The organism is Prevotella koreensis, assembly GCF_003977605.1.
GTDB classification, from domain to species: Bacteria; Bacteroidota; Bacteroidia; order Bacteroidales; family Bacteroidaceae; genus Prevotella; species Prevotella koreensis.
Genome location: NZ_RYYU01000001.1, coordinates 2,058,115 through 2,080,038 on the forward strand (window position 1 = coordinate 2,058,115; position 21,924 = coordinate 2,080,038).

General features: G+C 41.3%; 19 protein-coding genes, 4 tRNA genes, 2 rRNA genes and 1 pseudogene (1 of these 26 only partly in view). 20 read left to right on the forward strand and 6 right to left on the reverse strand.

Annotation, left to right across the window (positions count from 1 at the left end; translation table 11 throughout):
* Window positions 1-111: 111 nt before the first annotated feature.
* The 5 genes from EHV08_RS08680 (at window position 112) to EHV08_RS08700 (ending at window position 4,168) form a co-directional block, all read left to right on the forward strand.
* Window positions 112-1,071: an NAD-dependent epimerase/dehydratase family protein gene (locus EHV08_RS08680; RefSeq protein WP_126678928.1), complete on the forward strand. Its 960-nt coding sequence runs from the start codon at window positions 112-114 to the stop codon at window positions 1,069-1,071.
* Window positions 1,072-1,771: 700 nt separating this feature from the next.
* Entirely contained in the window at window positions 1,772-2,704 is a 933-nt protein-coding gene (locus EHV08_RS08685; RefSeq protein WP_126678929.1) for a phage/plasmid replication domain-containing protein, read from the forward strand.
* 516 nt (window positions 2,705-3,220) lie between these two features.
* A complete protein-coding gene (locus EHV08_RS08690; RefSeq protein WP_126678930.1) occupies window positions 3,221-3,454 on the forward strand; it encodes a hypothetical protein in 234 nt (77 codons plus the stop codon).
* The gene (locus tag EHV08_RS08695; RefSeq protein WP_126678931.1) at window positions 3,451-3,696 is read left to right on the forward strand and encodes a hypothetical protein; all 246 of its coding nucleotides are present in this window, start codon (window positions 3,451-3,453) and stop codon (window positions 3,694-3,696) included. The genes EHV08_RS08690 and EHV08_RS08695 overlap by 4 nt, the downstream gene beginning before the upstream one ends.
* Complete coding sequence (locus EHV08_RS08700) at window positions 3,689-4,168, forward strand: hypothetical protein (RefSeq protein ID WP_126678932.1); 480 nt, start codon at window positions 3,689-3,691, stop codon at window positions 4,166-4,168. The genes EHV08_RS08695 and EHV08_RS08700 overlap by 8 nt, the downstream gene beginning before the upstream one ends.
* A 45-nt stretch (window positions 4,169-4,213) precedes the next feature.
* Here the strand turns inward: EHV08_RS08700 and EHV08_RS08705 are convergent, their stop codons facing one another.
* Complete coding sequence (locus EHV08_RS08705; protein WP_126678933.1) at window positions 4,214-4,570, reverse strand: helix-turn-helix domain-containing protein; 357 nt, start codon at window positions 4,568-4,570, stop codon at window positions 4,214-4,216.
* Window positions 4,571-4,726: 156 nt separating this feature from the next.
* On the opposite strand from EHV08_RS08705, the gene EHV08_RS08710 reads away from it, so the two are divergent.
* Window positions 4,727-5,359 carry a recombinase family protein gene (locus EHV08_RS08710; protein ID WP_126678934.1) on the forward strand — a complete coding sequence of 211 codons (633 nt, stop codon included), beginning with the start codon at window positions 4,727-4,729 and terminating at the stop codon, window positions 5,357-5,359.
* A 467-nt stretch (window positions 5,360-5,826) separates the two neighbouring features.
* Entirely contained in the window at window positions 5,827-7,410 is a 1,584-nt protein-coding gene (locus EHV08_RS08715; protein ID WP_126679473.1) for a recombinase family protein, read from the forward strand.
* On the opposite strand, the gene EHV08_RS08720 is transcribed toward EHV08_RS08715, so the two are convergent.
* Window positions 7,361-7,436, reverse strand: a tRNA-Pro gene (locus EHV08_RS08720). The genes EHV08_RS08715 and EHV08_RS08720 overlap by 50 nt on opposite strands.
* Before the next feature lie 135 nt (window positions 7,437-7,571).
* On the opposite strand from EHV08_RS08720, the gene EHV08_RS08725 reads away from it, so the two are divergent.
* The 9 genes from EHV08_RS08725 (at window position 7,572) to EHV08_RS08765 (ending at window position 14,738) form a co-directional block, all read left to right on the forward strand.
* Window positions 7,572-7,644, forward strand: a tRNA-Phe gene (locus EHV08_RS08725).
* A gap of 256 nt (window positions 7,645-7,900) precedes the next feature.
* Window positions 7,901-8,452: a DUF4339 domain-containing protein gene (locus tag EHV08_RS08730; RefSeq protein ID WP_126678935.1), complete on the forward strand. Its 552-nt coding sequence runs from the start codon at window positions 7,901-7,903 to the stop codon at window positions 8,450-8,452.
* 123 nt (window positions 8,453-8,575) lie between these two features.
* The gene (locus EHV08_RS08735) at window positions 8,576-9,019 is read left to right on the forward strand and encodes a hypothetical protein (protein WP_126678936.1); all 444 of its coding nucleotides are present in this window, start codon (window positions 8,576-8,578) and stop codon (window positions 9,017-9,019) included.
* 217 nt (window positions 9,020-9,236) lie between these two features.
* Entirely contained in the window at window positions 9,237-9,872 is a 636-nt protein-coding gene (locus EHV08_RS08740; protein ID WP_126678937.1) for a DUF4339 domain-containing protein, read from the forward strand.
* Between the two features lie 18 nt (window positions 9,873-9,890).
* Window positions 9,891-10,448: a GYF domain-containing protein gene (locus EHV08_RS08745; RefSeq protein WP_126678938.1), complete on the forward strand. Its 558-nt coding sequence runs from the start codon at window positions 9,891-9,893 to the stop codon at window positions 10,446-10,448.
* Window positions 10,449-10,451: 3 nt separating this feature from the next.
* Window positions 10,452-10,832, forward strand: coding sequence for a DUF2752 domain-containing protein (locus EHV08_RS08750; protein ID WP_126678939.1), 381 nt, complete (start codon window positions 10,452-10,454; stop codon window positions 10,830-10,832).
* A gap of 187 nt (window positions 10,833-11,019) precedes the next feature.
* Window positions 11,020-11,511: an RNA polymerase sigma factor gene (locus EHV08_RS08755; protein ID WP_126678940.1), complete on the forward strand. Its 492-nt coding sequence runs from the start codon at window positions 11,020-11,022 to the stop codon at window positions 11,509-11,511.
* 2 nt (window positions 11,512-11,513) lie between these two features.
* Window positions 11,514-12,194 (forward strand): DUF4974 domain-containing protein, encoded by a 681-nt coding sequence (locus tag EHV08_RS08760; protein WP_126678941.1) that lies wholly within the window; start codon window positions 11,514-11,516, stop codon window positions 12,192-12,194.
* 3 nt (window positions 12,195-12,197) lie between these two features.
* On the forward strand, window positions 12,198-14,738 hold the full coding sequence (locus tag EHV08_RS08765; protein WP_126678942.1) for an outer membrane beta-barrel family protein: 2,541 nt from the start codon (window positions 12,198-12,200) through the stop codon (window positions 14,736-14,738).
* A gap of 311 nt (window positions 14,739-15,049) precedes the next feature.
* On the opposite strand, the gene EHV08_RS11805 is transcribed toward EHV08_RS08765, so the two are convergent.
* The 4 genes and pseudogenes from EHV08_RS11805 to EHV08_RS08780 all read right to left on the reverse strand — a co-directional run bounded on the left by EHV08_RS11805 (window position 15,050) and on the right by EHV08_RS08780 (window position 18,702).
* Window positions 15,050-15,505, reverse strand: coding sequence for a transposase (locus EHV08_RS11805; protein ID WP_262707375.1), 456 nt, complete (start codon window positions 15,503-15,505; stop codon window positions 15,050-15,052).
* Window positions 15,429-16,268 (reverse strand): annotated as a pseudogene (locus EHV08_RS11810) (IS4 family transposase). The gene EHV08_RS11805 and the pseudogene EHV08_RS11810 overlap by 77 nt, the downstream one beginning before the upstream one ends.
* Before the next feature lie 458 nt (window positions 16,269-16,726).
* Complete coding sequence (locus tag EHV08_RS08775; RefSeq protein ID WP_126678943.1) at window positions 16,727-17,782, reverse strand: IS5 family transposase; 1,056 nt, start codon at window positions 17,780-17,782, stop codon at window positions 16,727-16,729.
* Window positions 17,783-18,186: 404 nt separating this feature from the next.
* Window positions 18,187-18,702, reverse strand: a complete 516-nt coding sequence (locus tag EHV08_RS08780; RefSeq protein WP_126678944.1) for a hypothetical protein — start codon at window positions 18,700-18,702, stop codon at window positions 18,187-18,189.
* Window positions 18,703-19,691: 989 nt separating this feature from the next.
* Between EHV08_RS08780 and EHV08_RS08785 the strand changes: the two genes are divergently transcribed.
* From EHV08_RS08785 to EHV08_RS08800, 4 genes are all read left to right on the forward strand, one after another.
* Window positions 19,692-21,222, forward strand: a 16S ribosomal RNA gene (locus EHV08_RS08785).
* Between the two features lie 145 nt (window positions 21,223-21,367).
* Window positions 21,368-21,441, forward strand: a tRNA-Ile gene (locus EHV08_RS08790).
* A gap of 31 nt (window positions 21,442-21,472) precedes the next feature.
* Window positions 21,473-21,546, forward strand: a tRNA-Ala gene (locus EHV08_RS08795).
* 224 nt (window positions 21,547-21,770) lie between these two features.
* Window positions 21,771-21,924: ribosomal RNA gene (locus tag EHV08_RS08800) — 23S ribosomal RNA — on the forward strand; it runs 2,752 nt beyond the window's last position.
* The 16S and 23S rRNA genes sit together here with 2 tRNA genes alongside, the layout of an rRNA operon.

A 21,924-nucleotide genomic window follows, 5' to 3' on the forward strand; every position in this document is an offset into this window, starting at 1 on the left:
CGGAACGAAAAAAATGTGCACTTTTATGGCAGAAAGTGGTGTTATGTCGTTTTTTTTTGGTTATTTTGCACGCGAAAATCTATACTATAAACAACATATCATTTAAAAGTAATGAAAAAGATACTTGTTATTGGTTCAACAGGCCAGATTGGTTCGGAACTTACCCGTGAACTTCGCAAGCAGTATGGCAGCGAAAACGTTGTGGCCGGTTATATCACCGGTGCAGAGCCTACGGGCGAATTGAAAGAAGGAGGCCCGTCGGCGATTGCTGATGTGACGGACGGCGAGGCGATCGCCAAAGTGGTTAAAGAAAACAACATCGACACCATCTACAACCTTGCAGCATTGCTTTCGGTTGTGGCAGAATCCAAGCCGAAACTGGCATGGAAGATTGGTATTGACGGTCTGTGGAATATCCTTGAGGTGGCACGCGAGAACAAATGCGCAGTGTTCACTCCGAGTTCTATCGGTTCGTTCGGGTTGAGTACACCACACATCAACACTCCGCAGGACACCGTACAACGCCCGCAAACCATATACGGAGTATCAAAGGTAACCACAGAGTTGCTCAGCGATTATTATCAGAAGAAATACGGAACAGACACACGCTCGGTTCGTTTCCCGGGACTTATTTCATACGTAACACCTCCCGGAGGCGGTACTACCGACTATGCAGTGGATATTTACTACTCGGCAGTGCGCGGAGAGAAATTCGTATGTCCGATTAAGCAGGGCACAATGATGGATATGATGTATATGCCTGATGCTTTAAGGGCGGCAATTAATATCATGGAGGCAGACCCGAAACGTCTCGTTCATCATAACGGATTCAATGTTACGGCAATGAGTTTCTCGCCGGAGACAATCTTTGCAGAAATAAAGAAGCATAAGCCTGACTTCGAAATGGAATACGATGTTGACCCATTGAAGCAGAGCATCGCCGACAGTTGGCCTGACAACCTTGATGATTCATGTGCTCGTAATGAGTGGGACTGGTGTCCTAACTATGACCTCAGCCGCATGACAATCGACATGCTGAAGCATCTTGAAGAGAAATTACTCAAGAAATAATATAAGGAAAACGGCACGTAAGAACGTGTTGTTGCACCTGTAATGTGGATAGTAGCAATCGTAACGTGTCCGTAAAGACTCCTTTACGTCATTTCTGAACTATTTCAGACAAATTCCTTTCAAACTAATGATGGAATATATTGCCTGAAATGGTTCGGAAATTTGTTTGTCCCATTGTCTCGTTAGCCAATATTTTGATATGTAATAACGTATATCATATAAATAAAAAAGAGACTATTCTAAATGAATAATCTCTTTCTCGGTCGGAAGTGCTGACGAATTATCGAACTTTATCAGTGACTTTGAAAAAGTAGTTTTGTTCATCAAGACCCGCAATTATTAGTTTTATTATTTGAGGGCAAAGATAACGAAAATATTCAGATAAGCCAAGTTTTATCTGCATTTTTGTAAAGTCTTTCATATATAAGTCTTTCAGTCTCTTTTCCAAACTCAATAATCCCTACCTCCCCCAAGGGAGGGGGGGATCGAGTTGTCAACGTATCCTCGCACTCAGTCCCCAAATTGTACTCATTCATTATACAAAAAAGGGTGTCCTGTGCGTTTCGCTGAAAAATTTTGGAAAGTAAAATTTGATTTTCCATTATACCCAATTATAATTATATAATGTTACCACTTGTCAAGGTGACAAAACTTGCAAAAAAGCAAGGTGATAATAAAGAAATAAAGATTATGAAACAGAATGGTTCAATTCGATAGAATGAAACTTATTTGCCCGTTAGACATTGTGGGAAACATCAACGAGCGAGATTTTCAAACCATCGTCAAAGATGGGTGTGTTACCTCTTATAAATATCAACAAGACATACCTTTTTACTTGTTGATACGAAAAGACTTCATACATAGTGAATGTGTTATCGAGTTTACGGGAAAGATACTATTAGACCGATACCCCGAACTTATCAACCGAGATAACATCCGTTACTGCATAGAGCAGATAAACTCATTAGGCATTTGCAAGATAGACACAGAAAGACTACTTCAAACGGCCATCGTTGCGAAATGTGATATTACGAAAGATATTCCTTCCACACAGATTAAGGATATTATTTCACAGACCAAACAGAACCTATCCAATTATGACAAGTGGGAAGTAGAGAAATATCCCAATGGCATTTGCTTACGCAATAAGGTTACGACAGACAGATATAAGAAACGTGTTTGTATATATGACAAGGGCAAGGAACTGAAACAACAGACTAATTTATCTTTCTTGCAGTCGTTGCACCAGTCACAAAGGTTACTTAGCTATTTCCAAGACAAAGTGCGTTTTGAGTTAAATGTCGGGACAATGGTACAAGTCAAAAGGTTGCTGAAGATAGACGATAACAGCCTCATCAAGGTCTTAAACTCAACTGCCAATCCTATTCTATTTGTTATTGATGAGGCTCTTAAAAAATGCTCAGACTCAAGACGGCACACAGACTTTAAGGACTATGTAAATAGTCTCATCCTTGCAGACAATCACAACGACCTCGCAGAGTTGGAGGCAAAGATAAGGGCTTTAACTCCCAAAGGAACGGTTATCAAAAGGAAAATGCAACCTTACAGAGAGTATTTCAATAGGCAGACAACTACCAGTCACCAAATAGATATCCGGAGACTTGTTTCGTAGGAAATGTATCAATACTTGAGTAGTATCATTTTAATCTATTGCAAGGGTTTTGATACGAGCAAAAAGTGTATATGTTTAATATAAAAAATTATCTTGAGTCAATGCAAATATGTCGAATAACAAGAAAAATAACGTCATAAGTAAAGTTTCTTCCAGATGTTTGATTGTTTTTCAAAAGATTTTAATATCTTTGGAACGTCATATTGCCATGATAGGCTTTTGACAGACATATTAGACAGCGCATTTTCGCTTTTCTGAACTTGTGAACTTGGACACTTCACATATAGGCATATGCCTATTGCTACATCAGAAAGTGGGAAACGCTCTCTTGGTGTGTAATCGTATCTTATGCGATATACTGCCAAGCGGAGTAATCTTTCCTATTCTGTGTAGCAAGGGAGTCCAAGCCCCACAAGGCAGTTTAGGCAAATGGTGACTCCGCTTTTCTTATATGCCTTCGAAAACGTAATAACAACCAGCATCGCAGGGTCACAGATGCTTAAAAACTTATTGCGTATGGCAGTTAAAGTCAAACTTGCAGATTTCTTCGCAGATTTAAGTACAAATGCGATGGGAACTGAAACAAAAATCCAAGCATTGGCAGCACTTCTTGATGGTAGCCAAAGTGGTATCGAAATTGATGGAACACTTTGCAAGAGTGAAGATGACATTAGAAAGTTATTGGAGCAGACACCAATCCTCAAAAAGAAAGAGACAGAGAAAGAAGCAGAGAAAGGAGGCGAGAAATGAAAATACTTCGTTCAATATTACTTGCTGCAATAGGAATAGTTTCAATCGTTCTTGGAACAGATTCTTATAATTCAGAGACTTATTACAATGGTGAGTATTTTGATGCAAATGGGAATAGTGTAGGAACTAAAGTACATATATCATCGTATGATAGAGGAAGAACTCTTTTGTTTATTCTTGGAGGTGCGTCTCTTATTGTTTATGCCATTCCTACTAACCTAAAAAGAAAAGACAATGAATAAGTTAATTAGTTTTATTTCGGCTTTTATAGTCGTGGCTTGCCTTGCATCTTGTGGTGGCAACAACCAATCACAACAATCCTCTGATTTAGAGAGGCGAGAGGCAGAACTTAAGAAGCGTGAAGATAGTTTGCGTATTGTGGAACAACAGCAGACAGAACAACGCAGGAAACAAAAAGAAAACACCCAAGTCAAACAAGATGTCACCCCTCAAACAAGGACATTCACAACAAACAAAAGCACCTTTGATTATGAAGAGGCTCTTAACTACTGTTATACGATAGGGTATAAAGATGGAAGTAGTTCAAAAGTGCATTCAAACCCTGAATGGTCACGACAAATTGACATAAAAGACTTTGAAGCTGTATGGGTATATCTATATGGAGTTCCGACATCAACAGATGAAGCCAAAGAAGCGTATGATGCATGTTTTGAGAAATACATGCAGGGGCATAATGAGGCTTTCTATCAATAATGCATAATGACGAAGCAAAAGACCGGTTAGCAATAGTCGGTCTTTTTATTTTGCATGATATTTTCCGTTAAAATCATGTTCTGTTATTTCCTCATTTTTGAGTGTGATTCTTATCTCATTTGTAAAGTCTATAAGGGAGTTTATATTGTCTGTCACAAGGGTTTCCCCCCGAAACACGACAATGGCTGTTAGGTCGTTTTGATCCAGAGAATTATTGAATAAGTCGGCAACCTCTACATTCAGATTGCTTGCTATGCTCTGAATGGTACTAAGTTGAGGATTTCCGTTAATTGCCCTACTCAAACTCTCCGGCGCAATCTGCATTTTCTCTGCAAGTTGGCGCATCGTGATACCTTGCTTTCTGCAAAGCATTCTCACTGAAAGACTCAAGTTATTTTCCATTTTTCTTGTTTTGGGTACAAAGATACTAAAATAACTTGAAATATCAATTATTTTAAAGAAAATTGAAAGAAAATATCAAAATAATTTGGTTTGCATTGATTTTTGTTGTATATTTGCAGTGTAAAAGATAACATATAATATCAAATAATGTCAATCATGGAAGCAAAGAAAATATCAGCAGTGATTTATGCCCGAGTATCAACCAATGGCCAAGATTATGAGCGTCAGTTGAACGACCTCCGAGAGTATGCAAGTCGTATGGGTTATGAGGTGGTGAAAGAATTTGCTGAGAAAATCTCCGGTGCAAAAAAAGTGGCAGAGCGTGAAGCATTGACGGAGTTACTTTCATTCGTTGAGGCTAACCACATTGATAAACTGCTTATATATGAGTGCAGTCGTTTATCTCGTAGAGTGGCAGACTTCATCAATATCGTAGATAAGTTGAACGAGTTGCACATATCTTTATACATCCATCAAAATGGACTTGAGACATTGCAGGCAGATGGGAAGGTGAACCCCATCGCACAACTTGTAATTGGCATGTTGGCGCAGTTCAACAGCATGGAGCGCAGCCTCATCCGTAGCCGTATGGAGAGCGGATATAACAACTATCGTTCAAATGGTGGTATGGTTGGTCGCAAAGTCGGTTTTCGCAAATCAGAGGAAACCATGAGAGAGGAATACAAAGAGGAAAGCCGTTTGCTTAGAAAGGGCTTGAGTCTTCGAAATGTGGCTAAAATTACGGGCACTTCTATCAATACTTTACGGAAAGTTAAGGCAATTTGTTAAAAAGTTGCCTTTTTATTTGGTTATATGGTGGATTGGGAACATATTTGCAAATGAGGATAAATGACAATATCCCAATCGCTCTTTGAAATAGTGAAAACACAGAACATAGGCAACGCAAGGTATCCATATCGAGCAAATTAAATAATAAAAACAATAATAGGTAAAAGATTATGAAATAATAAACAATAATTCAATTTGGGTTTTAACGTTGTCCCAATGCTGTACAACAGACTTGCTCACCCGTGATGGGTGTCATATAGCAAGAGGCAGAAACAATAAATAACCCGCTTTGTCGGGGTCTTATTCTCAATTATAAAATGTTTAAAGAGGATGAGGTTAACGAATATAATAAGGAGTTCTGCAAGATAGGTCTTACAGACGTGGCAGAACAAAAGAAAATTTTAGAGTTCCTTTATACGTTTGGAACGATTACATATAATAACATAAAAATCAAAAATAGATAGGTTATGGCAAAGAAAAGGCAAAAAAATAAGGTGGTAGAATATGCTAAACTTGAGCATAAGGTAGCAGCACTTTGGACTAGAGTAAGCACAGAGAGGCAGGAGAATGAAAATTATAGCCTCGAAAATCAGAAAAAAATATGTAAAGAGTTTGCTAAGGCGAACGGAATCATCATCAAACGAGAATTTGGTGGTAAACACGAATCAGCGAAGGATGAAGGTAAAATGTATAAGGAAATGATTGCGGAGGTTGCAAAAGACAAAGAAATAAACATTATCTTGGTTTATTCCTTCGATAGATTTAGTAGAGCAGGGGAAGAGGCTATTTTTACAAAGCAATATCTGAAAGCGAAAGGTATTTATGTGGTTTCTGCCACACAACTTACAGACCCTGACAGTGCTGCAGGTAAATTTATGGAAAATATCATTTTCCTTTTCAATCAGTTTGAGAATGAATTAAGACGTGATAAAGCCGTCATGGGAATGAGAGAGTGTATAAAACGTGGGGAATGGTACGGAAAGCCTCCACTTGGGTATGACCACAAGAAAGAGGGAAAGACACACATTCACACCATCAACGAGATAGGACGCAAACTTCGCAATGCTTGGATTTGGAAAGCCAACGAAGGGGCAAGTGATATGGAGATAGTCAAGCGGTTGCGAGCAATGGGGGTGAACACTAATCGGAAGCACCTCAACAAGATATTGCAGAACAAGTTTTATTGCGGTTGGATTGTGAATAGTCTGCTTGATTATGAGCCTGTCAAAGGAAAACAAGAGGTGTTAATTGACGAAGATACATGGAATAGAGCAAACGGCCTCACTCGTGCAGGGTATGAGCAACAAGAGGTGACTGAGAATTTCCCTTTGAAACGTCATGTAAGGTGCGCAGATTGTGGAGGTTACATTACGGGGTATACAGTCAAGGCAAAGGGTAAAGACTATTATAAATGCAATAAGATAGGGTGCAAATGTAATAGAAGTACGACTATCATGCACAACCTATATATTGAGTTGTTGAATACCTATCAGATACCAACAGAGTTTGTTCCGGTATTGTCAAAGGTGCTTAATAAGGTGTTTAACGATTACAACGGCCATAAAAGCACTATGCTCAAGGATTTGAAGAAAAGGCATACAGAGATACAAAAGGAAATTGAAGATGTAGATGTACGTTGGGGACGTGGTATAATTTCCGAAAGTGTATATCATACAACTTCTCGCAAACTCAACAAGGATTTAGCAGAGATTGAGAGCGGACTTGCTGAAGCAGACAAAAATCTATCGAACCTTCAGAAATTCATAGACCAAGCAATCGCAATGTCTTGTAATTTAGGCACTTTATGGAAAAATGGAGATTTCGCAAGTAGGCAAAAACTGCAAAATTTGCTATTCCCGAGCGGTATTTACTTCGATAAGAACACAGACGATTATCGAACCGAAACAGAGAATGAGGTGTTTAAGACATTTCGTTTGTTTTCAAGCACTTGCAAAGATGGAAAAGAAAAAGCGACAACCGATATTAACCGATTGTCGCCTTTGGTCGGGATGAGGCGACTCGAACGCCCGACCCCTACGTCCCGAACGTAGTGCGCTACCAACTGCGCTACATCCCGATTTGCGGGTGCAAAGATAGCAAGAAAAAATGAAACAACAATATTTTTATGAAGAAATTTCTTCAAAAACTTGCTCAATACATAAAAAAGTGCTACCTTTGCACCCGCTTTCGATAAGCGAGTGGTTGAAATGATGGTGCCTTAGCTCAGTTGGTAGAGCATCGGACTGAAAATCCGTGTGTCCCCGGTTCGATTCCTGGAGGCACCACAAAAGAAAACGAAAGACTTGGTTTCCGAATGGATGCCAAGTCTTTTTCTTTTCTGTCAATGCACCATTATCGCCGATTTATCAAGCGTATTTTAGGCTTCCTCAAAATAACCTTTATTGAAATTGTTGGTGAATAAAGAAATGTTTTTATTAATATTTTGTTGCAAAAGTATGTCGTTATTTGTATTTTTTTCTAACTTTGCACCCGCATAAAGTGAATAACGTTAATATTATTATAGCATAATCCATAACTTCGATGGAATATTACATTGTGTTGAATGGTGTGAAAGAAGGACCTTTCACATTGGAAGAATTAAAGTTAAAGGGTGTTAGAGAAACGACATTGGTATGGAGTAGCGGACTTCCGGATTGGGTTCAGGCAAACGCTTTGCCGGAAGTTATGGAGGCTATCATTACCAACCCGACACCGCAACCGATACCTGCAGCCTCACAAGCATATAATCAAACAGAACAACCACGTCAGGAAGCATATAATACACAAGAATCTGTTCCGCCGATGCCGGAGGATTATGTGCAGAAGAACATCATATTGGCAGTAGTAGGTTTCATGTGCTGCGGTTTGATAGGAGCAATATTCGCCGTGTTGGGCTATTTGAGTGGTAACGAGGTGAAGAGGCTTTATGTTCTCGGACAGTATGAACAGGCAAAGGATAAGGCTGCAGATGCAAAGAAGTGGTTCAAGATTTCAATTATTGTAGATCTCGTATGTGCCGGTCTTTTCTTAATCTATATTTTTGCCTATATTTTTATTATTGTCTTTTTTACATTCCTTAGTTATGCGGGGTAACTATAAAACAGATGGGATATGGAATATTATTTAATGACTGATGGCAGACAATGCGGTCTCTTTTCTCATGAAGAACTGCGCGACAAGTTTGTTACACCCAATATGCCGGTTTGACATGAAGACATGACCGACTGGATTCCGGCACGCAATATTCCTGAGATATGCGATGTGTTACAGCCGGAACCTACTCCTCTGTCAAATGATTACTACGCCGATCGGCAACAAAATGGTATTGATAACGGGCAAGAAGAACGCGTTCCACCGCTGCCGGATGACTATAAAAGCTCCAATTTGTTTCTCATAATTTTCGGTCTCTTTATCTGTTTGTTTTGCTTCCCGGGTTCTGTTTTAGCTATGATAAGTTACTTTAAGAGTTTCGATATTCAAATGTTATACGCCATGGGAAAGTATGACTTAATGGAGGAGAGAGTTGCCGAAGTGCGCAAATTCCGCAAGTGGGCGATATGGACAGATATAATATTTGGTTCAGTTTGTACTATTGCTTTTGCAGCATTTACACTGTATCTCGTTTTCTATTTTATTCATGAGACATCAAAGTTAGACTGACTACTACAAAAGAAATTACACAGAAAACAGAAAATATTACCGCCGGCAGCAGTGTGCATCCCACTTGCTGCCGTTTTATTTTTGCTCTAAACTAACACCGGCAGGCTCTTTTTTTTATATTTTGTCACAAAATATTTCATTATTAGCATTTTTTTTCTACCTTTGCAGTGAAAATATTAGCAACGTTAATATAGTTATAACATAAAATCATAACAAAATGGAATATTACATTGTATTGAATGGTGTGAAGGAAGGACCCTTCGCATTGGCAGACTTGAAGTCAAAAGGTGTTACTGAAACAACATTGGTATGGAAAAACGGCCTCACCGACTGGGTTAAGGCTAACACTTTGCCGGAAGTAATGGAAGCTATCACTCCTAAACCGGCACCGCAGCCTATACCGGCAGCGCCACAGCCACAGCCACAACCGGCTTCGCCGTATCAGCGACCTGCACAACCAACCGCAGCACAACCGACCGCTGCACCGCAACCACAGCCTGCACCACAGACATACAGTCAACCCGCACAGCCACGTCCGGCAGTATTTAACACTCAGTCGCAGCAAGCTGTCGAACCAATGCCGGAAGACTATACACAGAAGAACATCATTGCAGCAATAGTAGGTTTCTTATGCTGCGGTGTGATAGGAGCAATATTCGCGGTTATCGGCTTCATCAATGGTAATGATGTGAAGAAATATTATAATCTCGGACAGTATGATCTGGCAGCCAAGAAGGCGGCAGAAGCAAAGAAGTGGTTCAAGATATCAATAATTGTAGATGCCGTATTAGGTGTTCTCTTTTTATTGTATTTTGTGGTCATGTTCGCTTTTGGTTTCTTCGCCTCATACTAATAAGGCAAGAGAGTATAGATGGAATATTATGTCATAATAGACGGCAGAAAATGCGGACCGTATTCTCATGAAGAGTTGCGCAGCAAGTTCGTTACGCCTAATATGCCGGTATGGCACGAAGGCCTGATCGACTGGGCTCAGGCAAGCGACATTCCCGAGCTTTGCGATGTGTTGCAACCCGACCCCACACCACTACCATATAATGAAGGTGGTGCCCAAGAGCAAAACACGATGGGAAACGGAAATGAAGAATACGTTCCGCCGATGCCTAATGACTATAGAACTTCCAATATATTTCTTATAATTTTCGGTTTCTTTTTATGTCAATTCTGTTTTATCGGCTCTGTTTTCGCTTTAATAAGTTATTTCAAGAGTAACGATATGCAGATGATGCATGCCTTGAAAAAATACGACTTGATGGCAATCAAGGCTGACGAGGTGCGCAAATTCAACAAGTTGGCGATACGGACAAATATCATAAGTGTGATACTTGGTATTATTCTCGCTGTGATATGTGCGATAATTCTCTTTGGATCATTTTATTATGTGACATCACACTTATATCATTACCAATAGCACGTGGAGTTGCAAAAGAAACATAAAACAATATTGGCGGCAGCAGTGCTCATCGCGCTTGCTGCCGTTTATTTCTTGTTCGACCCCTACACCGGACGGCTCTTTCCCAAGTGCTTTTTCCGTATGCTGACCGGTTGGGAATGCCCCGGCTGTGGTTCGCAACGTGCACTCCACTCCCTCCTTCATGGAGATATAGTCACGGCATTGAGGCAAAATATGTGGATCCCCTTTGCCACTTTATACATCGTATTGCTCACTATTGCAATGCTTTTCTTTAGTCGCAAAAGTCGTTTTACGGCAGCAATCACAAACAAATATCTTCTTTTCGCTTTCCTCCTCTTCACGCTGTTGTGGTTCGTTGTGCGCAACATATATGGAGTTTAGATAATATGGTTTTATTATAAGGGTTGTTATTTCAATTTCTGTTTAAAATCATTCCAATTATCTTAATTCCTTTCTTTTCCCCCTCAAAATATTTACGTTTGTTCGCACTAATCATCATAAAAAAATGCTATTCCTGTTTGTCATATAAATAAAGTCCGAAAAACAAAGGGCATACGATATTGACGAAATGATAGAAAATAGGAGACTTGAAGTGCTTTTCAGAGCACACTACTGTAACATGATTCGACTGGCAACGGCATATCTTACCGATGCCGATGATGCTGAAGACGTGGTGCAAGACATTTTTGTGCGACTGTTGGAGAAAGAAGTGCAGATGTCGGAAGAAAAAACGGCAGCATATCTTATGACCGCAGTGCGTAACGGCTGCTATAATATAATAAGGAGAAAACTTCTGAAAGAGCAGGTTGCAGGGCTATATCCTATTGAAACGAAGGAAGAAATGGTGCCAATAGATACACTTATCAAACGTCTTGAAGAGGTTTCGGCGTATATCGAGAACCGTATTACAGAGCCTCACGCAACCATTCTTCGCATGCGCTTTGATGAAAACATGACGTTGAAAGAGATTGCCGGAAAGTTGAACATGAACATCAACACCGTCTATAAGTATCTGCAACAAAGTATTCGGCAATTGAGAACTCATTTTAAAGAATATTGACTATGGAAAGAAAAAAGAAGAAAATGCCAATCTGTGGGGAAGATAGTATTTTGGACTATGAACTTTCGGAAATGCTTGAAAACCCTGATACATATTCCGAAGAACAGATACGCACCATAATAGACCGTAGCGAAGACTCGCGCGAAACATACGAAACAATGGTTGAGGTGAGGCAGAGTTATCGCTTTCGTCATGCCGCCGACCGTGAGATTGACGTGGATAGAGCGTGGGAATGTTTCGAGAAAAAGCATCTGCAGTCAGCCACACCGGTCATGAAATTGCGCAAAGTTGCTGCCGTAATCATCACTATACTGGCTGTTTCGGGTGTCGCGATAGCTGCAATATACACAATAGGCAGGCATTCGGAGAACTCTATCGGCCGTACAAGGAAGACTGCTACGGCGTTGAGCAACGATGTGCTGATGGCGCAAGATTCTATTGTTGTCAAACCGATTACCTATTCCGAACCCAAGACGTTCGACAATGTGCGCCTTGATGAAATGCTCGGCGAGATTGCAAGACACTATGGCTGCGCATTGAATTTCCGTAATGACGAAATTAGAAGCCTGCGACTGTATTTCCAATGGAATCCGGAGGAACCGATAGAGAAAGTGATAGAAAAACTGAACCTTTTTGAACATATCAACGTGGTGCGTGAAGAACAATGCTTAACGGTAGAATAGATTATGAAAAAATATATTGCCATAATGCTCTTTTCTATGACGATGCTGCACGTAGGGGCGCAACGAATCAACCGTACTTTCTGTGATGTTTCATTGTCGGAAGCTCTGAAAAGCATCAACGAGAGTTCCTCGCGATACAAGATAAGTTTCATATACAACGAATTGGAGGATTTCCGTGTGACGGCAAACCTCCACCGCCGTTCTGTTCCTGATGCGGTGCGTGAGGTGGTGGGGTTCTATCCCATGCGGGTAATCATCAGCGACTCGCTGATTGTCGTGGAATGTACTCACAAGACCGACCGTCATCTCACGGGAACAATCATCGACGAGGCCGACATGCCTGTGGAGTTCGCCAACATCGCACTGCTGAACCCTGCCGACTCAGCATTGATTGTCGGCGGTGTCTCCAACGGTAGCGGAACTTTTGTAATTCCATACGATCGTCCGGTGATAATTGCCCGTATATCGTATGTGGGCTACAAAACCATATATCGACTTTGTACAAAGGAGAATTTGGGAATAATAAAATTGACACCGGAGGCACAGACATTGGCTGATGTGCAGGTGAAAGGCAGACAAAGAGTGTATAAAGCCACCGACAGAGGCATCATTGTGAACGTCAAGGATACTCCGCTTAAGAGGTTTGGATCGGTCGGAGAGATGATGAAACACTTGCCATTGATGATGCCGGATGGCAGCGTCGCAGGACATGGGATTCCCGAAGTTTATATCAATAACAAGAAGATGCGCGATACTCAGGAACTCGACCGTTTACGAGCAGAGAACATTCTGTCTGCCGAGATTATAACACAGCCCGGAGCAGAGTATGGTTCCGGCGTTAGGTCGGTAATAATACTGAAGACCGTTAAGCCTGAAGGTGAGGGCTTGAGCGGAAATTTGTCAGCATCATACAGGCAGGGAAAAAAGCATTATGCTGATTTGAACGCATATTTTAATTATCGCCTGAACAACGGAACCGACTTCTTCACACATATCTTTCTCGTAAACAACAACAATCGTATTGATGCAAATTCCTTTGACAAACTGACGGCTTCTTCCGTTTGGAATTATCATAGAAATGGTGCTTGGATAAATCGTATGAAGTATTATTTTGTGGATTGTGGTTGGAATAAGGAAATAAACGAGCATCATTCCGTTGGAATAACTTATTCCGGATTCAACTATATAGGCAGTCGTGAGAACCGGAGAGAGAGCGATGAACAGACTTGGCGAGATGGTTCGCTTGTGTATGGAGGGCAAAGTGTCATTTCAACGTTTTGGAAACCGAGTATGAGTCATAGCATCAATGCTTATTATGTAGGAGAGATAGGAAGGTGGGGGGTGGATTTTAGTGCCGATTATTATCATGCCGACAATATTGCCGATATGACAGGAGAGACTGTTGGAGAGCCTTCGGTTGGGAGTAATACTGTTACAAAGAACCAACTGTTGGCGGAGAAACTCATAATCAAGATGTCCATGCCGCGGGGTAACCTTGATTTTGGAGAGGAAGTGTCGAAGGTGAACCGTACAAGCGATTTTCGTCAGAGCGGTTTCTCGGCTGATAATCATATACGTCAGCAAACCACCACATGGTCGCTTTTCGCCAATTACTCGCTGATGCTCGGCCGTTTCGGTATTTCTGCAGGACTGCGATGGCAGAACGAGCGAAATGGATATGATGTTAACGGGTTGAAAAACAATGATATGAGTCCGAAATACAGCGTCCTCATTCCTAAGGTTTCAGCCACTTATACAGGAAAGTTATGGAGGCATATTCTCGCATTTTCCACAATGCGCGACAATCCGTCGTATGGTCATCTGTCGTCGTCGGTCAACTATCGCAGTAAATATGAGTATGACACCGGAAATCCTTTGTTGAAACCATGTACGGCATACAACATCTCGTGGACTTCTTCATGGAAATGGCTCTATGGCGAAATCATTTATCAATACTTAAGAAATTCCATACGCACATTCCAATATGCCTATGACGATGTCAACCTTCCGGGAGTTATGATGATGGACTATCGCAACATTCCAAGATGTAGAACTTATGGCATAACTCTTAATGCTTCGCCGAAAATAGGGATTTGGCAGATGAACTACACCACCAATTTTTATTTTGTTGACGAGGATAACAAGGCACTTGGAATAACGCATAATTGGAATGGATTGCTCTCTTCGTTCATGCTCGACAATACTCTAACGCTGCCACACTCGTGGTTGTTTAATTTGCAAGCAAGTTTCTCACCTTACCAAGAGTCCGGGTGTGCGCAGACAAAGGCTTCGGGATTCGTCAATCTGTGCATTGGCAAGCAATTCCTTCGTGACAAAAGCCTTTCCTTTGCCCTCGTTGTAAACGACATTTTTCACACGAATTATATAAAAATGACTGCTTACGGCGGAATAAACGTTCGCACGCAATTCAAGGAATATCGTGATTCCCGTCGCTTCGGAATAGACATATCATGGAAATTCAATACTACAGATAGCAGGTATAAAGGTTCGCATGCCGGCCAAAGCGAGCGCAACAGATTATAACCTTACTCGCAAAATCGCCCATTTCGGAAAGTAAAATGGGCGATTTTGTTTTCCAATCTCGCCCATTTTGGCCGGCAATTTCGCCCAATTTGCTTCACGTATTGTTTTTCCCCTTCTCTCAAATCCTTATAAATACGCGAGTTCTGGATAATAACTCATCATTAAATTTGGTAATCTGTTGAAATCATGGTGTCTTTATAGTATCTTAAGTCTTATTGAATGCCAATAATTGTTTTTTCAAAACAAGTGATGGAACGCCTGCTTCATTAAAAGAATTTGGAATATTACTGATGCGATAAAATCGCGTTAAGTTATACATTATCAAAAAGAGTGAGTTCTTTGACATATTGATTGAGACTGACAGATTCGCATGGCTTGGTGATGATTTCTCTGAGTGAAGTCTTCTCCAAGGCTGATATTCTTATCAGCGTGGCCACCTCGGTGATGGAATATGGACTTTTGTAGTCCGCCTTGATTCTGGCTATAATCAGATAAGCGATGATTGCTATCCACAAATGGGTGCGCACGGCATTCTCGGAGTATCCCCACAGGGTCTTCACTACAATGTTCTGCTTGACCCATTTGAAGAAAACTTCAATATCCCATCTGTGTCTGTACAGGCAAGCCACTTCCAATGCGCTGATTTCGAAGTTGTTCGTAATGAATACGATTTCTTCTTCGGCTTCTTCATCATAGATGCAGACTGCGCGTATCGGCTCTGGATAGAGGGCAACCGTCTTGGTGGTCAGGCGAATGGTGAAAATCACCTATGATACCACCTTCCACATCGGAAGCGCTCAGTTTCCTGTGTCCTAAGACTTCATATTTCATGTTCTCCTTCGGACGGCTTACCCAGTAAGCACCTGCCAAGTGGAAACGGAACAGTGCGTCGAAGTCGACATAAGCCTTGTCCATCATATAGAAGGCGAAAGGCTCAGGTTCGAGGACATCCAGTTCGTTGCTGTCATGCCATCTGCCATTGGTTATATGAATGTTGGCAGGAATGCTGCCTCGCAGATCCAGCAGCGTATGTATCTTCACAGCACCCCGGCTGTATTTCCCCAAGGCCCATGTAGCCAGTTTTATACTGGTGGAGATGGTTGTGGAATCAAGTGCATAGAGGACATTGTCGACGGTTATCTCTGGAATAGAAGTCTTTGCATACAACGGCCTTACAACGCTGATGAGATATGTTCCCAATTCCTCGTATATGCGATAGTCCCGCTTCTCGTTGGCACGGGAGAGTGACGACTGGTTGACGGTATTTCGAAAACCAATGTGATAGAGAATCGGCTTATGTGCTTCGAGGCACATGCATATATCACGCAGGGAATCGCAACTTGTAATCTGACCGAACAACAGGTGTAGCAACTGGTTGTAGCATGTCAAGTCCTTTGCGTGTCAGTTTCCACGATACTTATCTACGAGTTTGTCGAACTGATAACGAGGGATATAATCCACAACTTGGGAGAAAATATAGCTACCGACGTTCATAATCTTGCAGTCTAGACTGCAAAAAAACTCTGTCATTTTCAAATCAAAAAATCAAAGACCGCTCTGAAACCCTTATTAACAAAGGAATATATTGAGTTTAAATTAAAAATATTGCATCACTTATAAATTTGGAAAACACATTCATTCTATTAATGTATCGGGAACTCGGAATTTTGGATTTTTTTTAATTCGATAAATATACACACAAAATTATAAGTTCCTTTTTCGTATTCAGCAATAATAGGGAGAAGATTGTCAAAATATAAATTATCTTGCGTTTTAGAGAGATATAGAGAATGTTTTATTGATTTTATCTTTTTCATGTAAGGATTTATATAATTGTACTTCTTAAAATTCATTCGAGACCTCTGCAAAACCTTTCACTCACTAACCTTTCATCTCTATAACTTTAAATGAGTGAATATTTATAAACAACGTATGTTTTTATGAGGCAACTTTAGTGTAAACACACTCTTTTATGGGTGTGTTTCCTCTTATTTGATACAATTGCACACAATAATCCCCGGTGTCCTGTATAAGTTGTAGGCAATGGACTCCATTATATGCTGTGCATGTGTTTTTGAGAGTCCGACATACCTTGCTATTCCTGCACCAAACCATCTGTGCATAGAACCAAAGGTACGCTCTACTTTGTAGCGTATCTTACTTATAGCGATATTGACCCTCTTCTGTCTTTCGGTAATCTCATGTCCTCTTGTTCCCTTATGCATGATGCGGCTTTTGAGTCCCATACGTTTGAGGGTTTCCTTATTCTCAGCAGAGTCGTATCCTTTATCCGCATAGACAAGTGCCTTTCGTGGTAGTTTGGCTTTCTTCAAAGGAGTTTCCAAGTGTTTAATATCACTTTCATTGGCTGCTGTTGTTTCTTCGGCAAGTACCATCCCATTTTCATCCGTTACCGTGTGACGTTTGTAACCGAAATGGAGTTTTCCCATCTTCTTTATCCAACGGGCTTCCGCATCCACATTAGGCTTGACGACTTCTTTGACCATTGATTTTTCCGAAGCCTCCATGTTATCATCATCTTTTCTATCCTCAACGACCTCATAACTCTTACATCCGCGGGGACGACGTGGGGTGTTCGTAATGCTTGCATCAACAATTGCTCCATGCTTGACAATGACACCTTTAACTTCCAATTGCCTGTTAAACTCGTCAAGGAGAGTGTCATATAAATCCGCCTCAACCAAGACATTACGAAAACGACACACGGTAGTACTGTCAGGAACGGTATCTTCCATGCCAAGACCTGCAAAACGGCTAAAGGAAAGCCGGTCGTTAACCCGATCTTCAACCTCTCCGTCACTCAGACCGTACCGGGTGCGAAGCAATTCAATCTTGAATAAAACAAGACTGTCATAGCAGGGACGACCGGTAGAATTATAGCCTTTGGTGTAAGCTGCTTCGATTATAGCACGAATAGGAGACCAATCAATAACTGTGTTTATTGGGAAAAAGAATGTCTGCTTAACCTTTCTTTGGCCAAGAAATATATCAGCAAAACTTGGAGAGGATATCTTTTGTTTCATGCCATAAAGGTACAAAAAGTATTTGATATGAGCAAAGAAAATGAAGAGTTTTGCAGAGGTCTCCATTCGTTCTGAAAGATGTAAAACATAAATAGAGTCATAGCCTTCTATGGCTACTTTTTGACAAGATGATTTGTGGTAAAATTCAGATAACCAGTATAACATCTCCTCTTTATTTCTATTATAATTGATACCTGTGGGATAGCAGTTGTGAAATTTAGGAAGACGTAACTCATATTCAAAAGGAGCAATCCGTTAGTAAAAATATTAGCATGTGGCTATTGTTATAATTACAACGATAGCCATTATTGATATGGAAAAGTATTTCACTTTTTGTCTATTCGTATCATTCCTCCTATGCTGTAATTAACATGCGAGATAGGAATAAAAGGTCGCATATAATTTTAAATTGGGTTGTAAACAGATAATTTTCGCATGAATAAGGTATCTACTTCTCCTCTAACTGATATCATGCCATCTTTATAATAAAACAAATTTGCTCTCTTTAAAAAATTAATTATTGGAGATTTAATATATATTGTATCACAAATAAGAATGCTATCTTGTTTGCAAAATTTTATGGAATCAGATGATTCTTGTATAAATTCAGCACCAATATGATATAAATAAACAGTTCTTTTTTTATAACTAAACAATTTTACATATTCGTAGTTTTTGAACGTTGGAGAAAGGTCATCATATAGTGGACCTATTAAATATCCATTTGGAATCTTTCTATCATGAGAAACTTTATCTGTATGTAAAATTAAATATGAGCAGTGCATAATGCTATCCCTATCAATAAAACTTTTAATACTATCTACAAATTCCTGTTTAAATGTTAAGGTTGATGGCCTATTGTATTCACAAGACACCATCAAAAAAGAAAAAACTACAATTACTATTTTTAAAACGTTCATTTTCACTTAATTTATTTATGCAACCTTCTTATTATATTAGATAGAGTCGTCTTTTCACTAAGATGACTTTCCCTTGAGGAATCCTTATTATTTTAATTCTCCATTTTTATAAAATATGCGAGCAGGGATAAAAAATCATCATAAGATTTGGTAATCTGCGGAAATCTTTGTGTATTTATTGTATTAGAAATCAATAAAATACAAATAAAATCCACTATGATTGTCGAGGACAAAGATAGTAAAACTTTCTGTATTATTGACGACTTTAACAAGAATTTTAATGCCGAACTTGACTAAATGTGTCTTTGCGCTACTGACATGCGCTATCATAACCGCAAAGGTTAAATATCATAAAGTGAAATAATGACCATTATTACATGCCGTCATTTCTGTACTTACTGCATATTGTTTCTTTGAAAACAAACCGGAGGCATGGCCGGTACATGTGGAAAAGATTAGACAGTTAGGAGTATTTTTAAAGGACTTATCCCGAACTCGCGTATAAATCCGACATCTTTATCCCGCAATGTCCTATCTTTATCCGAAAAGTATCGCCCTCGTCCTTTTTTTCTTTCTCCCTATATATATAATAATGTGCTTTTTCTTTTTCTTCGTTTATTTTCTTTATTCTTTTCTTTTTTTCTTTTTTTTCTAAATTTTTCTTTGAAAAAGTTTTGTGGTTTACGAATTTAGCATTACCTTTGCACTCGCTTTTGAAAAATCCGGCCTTTTTGGTTGTGTTTTCATGAGCGCATAAATAAAGAGTTCTTTGATAGATTTCAATAAGACAGAGAAGTAGTACAAGAAGCGAGGTTATGATTTTTCATGACCTTTGGTAAATAGGAATGCCGTCGTATGCTTTTGTCATTTCGATGGTGTCCATGAACCGTCAATTAAATTGTACCGGATATTGTACATTCTTGAGACAGACATTATTATTATGGCACATTGTTTATTTTGTGTCATTAATTATTATAATCAGACATTTTACAATGGAGAGTTTGATCCTGGCTCAGGATGAACGCTAGCTACAGGCTTAACACATGCAAGTCGAGGGGCATCATGCGGATTGCTTGCGATCCGTGATGGCGACCGGCGCACGGGTGAGTAACGCGTATCCAACCTTCCCGCTGCAGGGGGATAACCCGGTGAAAGCCGGACTAATACCCCATAATCCCCGTTGACGGCATCCGATTCGGGGCAAAGTTTTTTTCGGCAGCGGATGGGGATGCGTCCGATTAGTTTGTTGGTGAGGTAACGGCTCACCAAGGCTTTGATCGGTAGGGGTTCTGAGAGGAAGGCCCCCCACATTGGGACTGAGACACGGCCCAAACTCCTACGGGAGGCAGCAGTGAGGAATATTGGTCAATGGGCGCAAGCCTGAACCAGCCAAGTAGCGTGGAGGATGACTGCCCTATGGGTTGTAAACTCCTTTTATGCGGGGATAAAATGTTTCACGTGTGAGATATTGCAGGTACCGCATGAATAAGGACCGGCTAATTCCGTGCCAGCAGCCGCGGTAATACGGAAGGTCCTGGCGTTATCCGGATTTATTGGGTTTAAAGGGAGCGCAGACTGCTTGTCAAGCGTGCAGTGAAACGCCGTGGCCCAACCACGGTCCTGCTGCGCGAACTGGCTTGCTTGAGTGGGCCGTAGGTACGCGGAATTCGTGGTGTAGCGGTGAAATGCTTAGATATCACGAGGAACTCCGATTGCGAAGGCAGCGTACCATATCCCAACTGACGTTTATGCTCGAAGGTGCGGGTATCGAACAGGATTAGATACCCTGGTAGTCCGCACAGTAAACCATGGATGCTCGCTGTCGGCGATAAATTGCCGGTGGCCTAGCGAAAGCGTTAAGCATCCCACCTGGGGAGTACGCCGGCAACGGTGAAACTCAAAGGAATTGACGGGGGCCCGCACAAGCGGAGGAACATGTGGTTTAATTCGATGATACGCGAGGAACCTTACCCGGGCTTGAATTGCAGAGGAAAGATCCAGAGATGGTGATGCCCTTCGGGGTCTCTGTGAAGGTGCTGCATGGTTGTCGTCAGCTCGTGCCGTGAGGTGTCGGCTTAAGTGCCATAACGAGCGCAACCCCTCTGCGTAGTTGCCATCGGGTGATGCCGGGCACTCTGCGCACACTGCCACCGCAAGGTGTGAGGAAGGTGGGGATGACGTCAAATCAGCACGGCCCTTACGTCCGGGGCTACACACGTGTTACAATGGCAGGTACAGCGAGTCGGGAGCATGCAAATGTTCTCCAATCCCCAAAACCTGCCTCAGTTCGGACTGGGGTCTGCAACCCGACCCCACGAAGCTGGATTCGCTAGTAATCGCGCATCAGCCATGGCGCGGTGAATACGTTCCCGGGCCTTGTACACACCGCCCGTCAAGCCATGAAAGCCGGGGGCGCCTGAAGTCCGTGACCGCGAGGGTCGGCCTAGGGCGAGACCGGTGATTGGGGCTAAGTCGTAACAAGGTAGCCGTACCGGAAGGTGCGGCTGGAACACCTCCTTTCTGGAGAGGATGTCGATATTCGAGGTATATTTTACTGTATCGGTTTATGTATTTCTATTTCCTTAGCGCTTCCTTGTACCGCTTTTCTTCTCTGTCTTTTTCGATAGGGGATATGCGTTGTTCCGTTATTCGGTTTGATGCACGGAGTCCCATAGCTCAGTTGGTTAGAGCGCCACACTGATAATGTGGAGGCCGGCAGTTCAAGTCTGCCTGGGACTACCCGGGGAAGTCGGCATACCACCTTATTTATGGGGGATTAGCTCAGCTGGCTAGAGCACCTGCTTTGCAAGCAGGGGGTCAACGGTTCGAATCCGTTATTCTCCACTTATGCCGTTTATTCGGCGATGATCTTTGACATATTGGTACACAAGCAAGACAGTGAATGATTCGGCAATGCCGTGTTTTTCTTTTTTTTTAGAGGATCTGCATGTCATTCCGTATCCGTCTTTCCCCCGTCTTTTTTGGCGGTCGGGTAAACAAAAGACGATTTCACTTTTGACAGCTGAAAGTATGAGCTGCTCGGAACTTATGTTCCGTGTATTGCGAATCAGAAAGTAGAAAAGGGCGCATGGCGGATGCCTAGGCTCACGGAGGCGATGAAGGACGTGATAAGCTGCGATAAGCTGCGGTAAGGAGCAAATATCCCTTGACCCGCAGATTTCCGAATGGGACAACCCACCGGTCTGAAGGTCCGGTATCCCT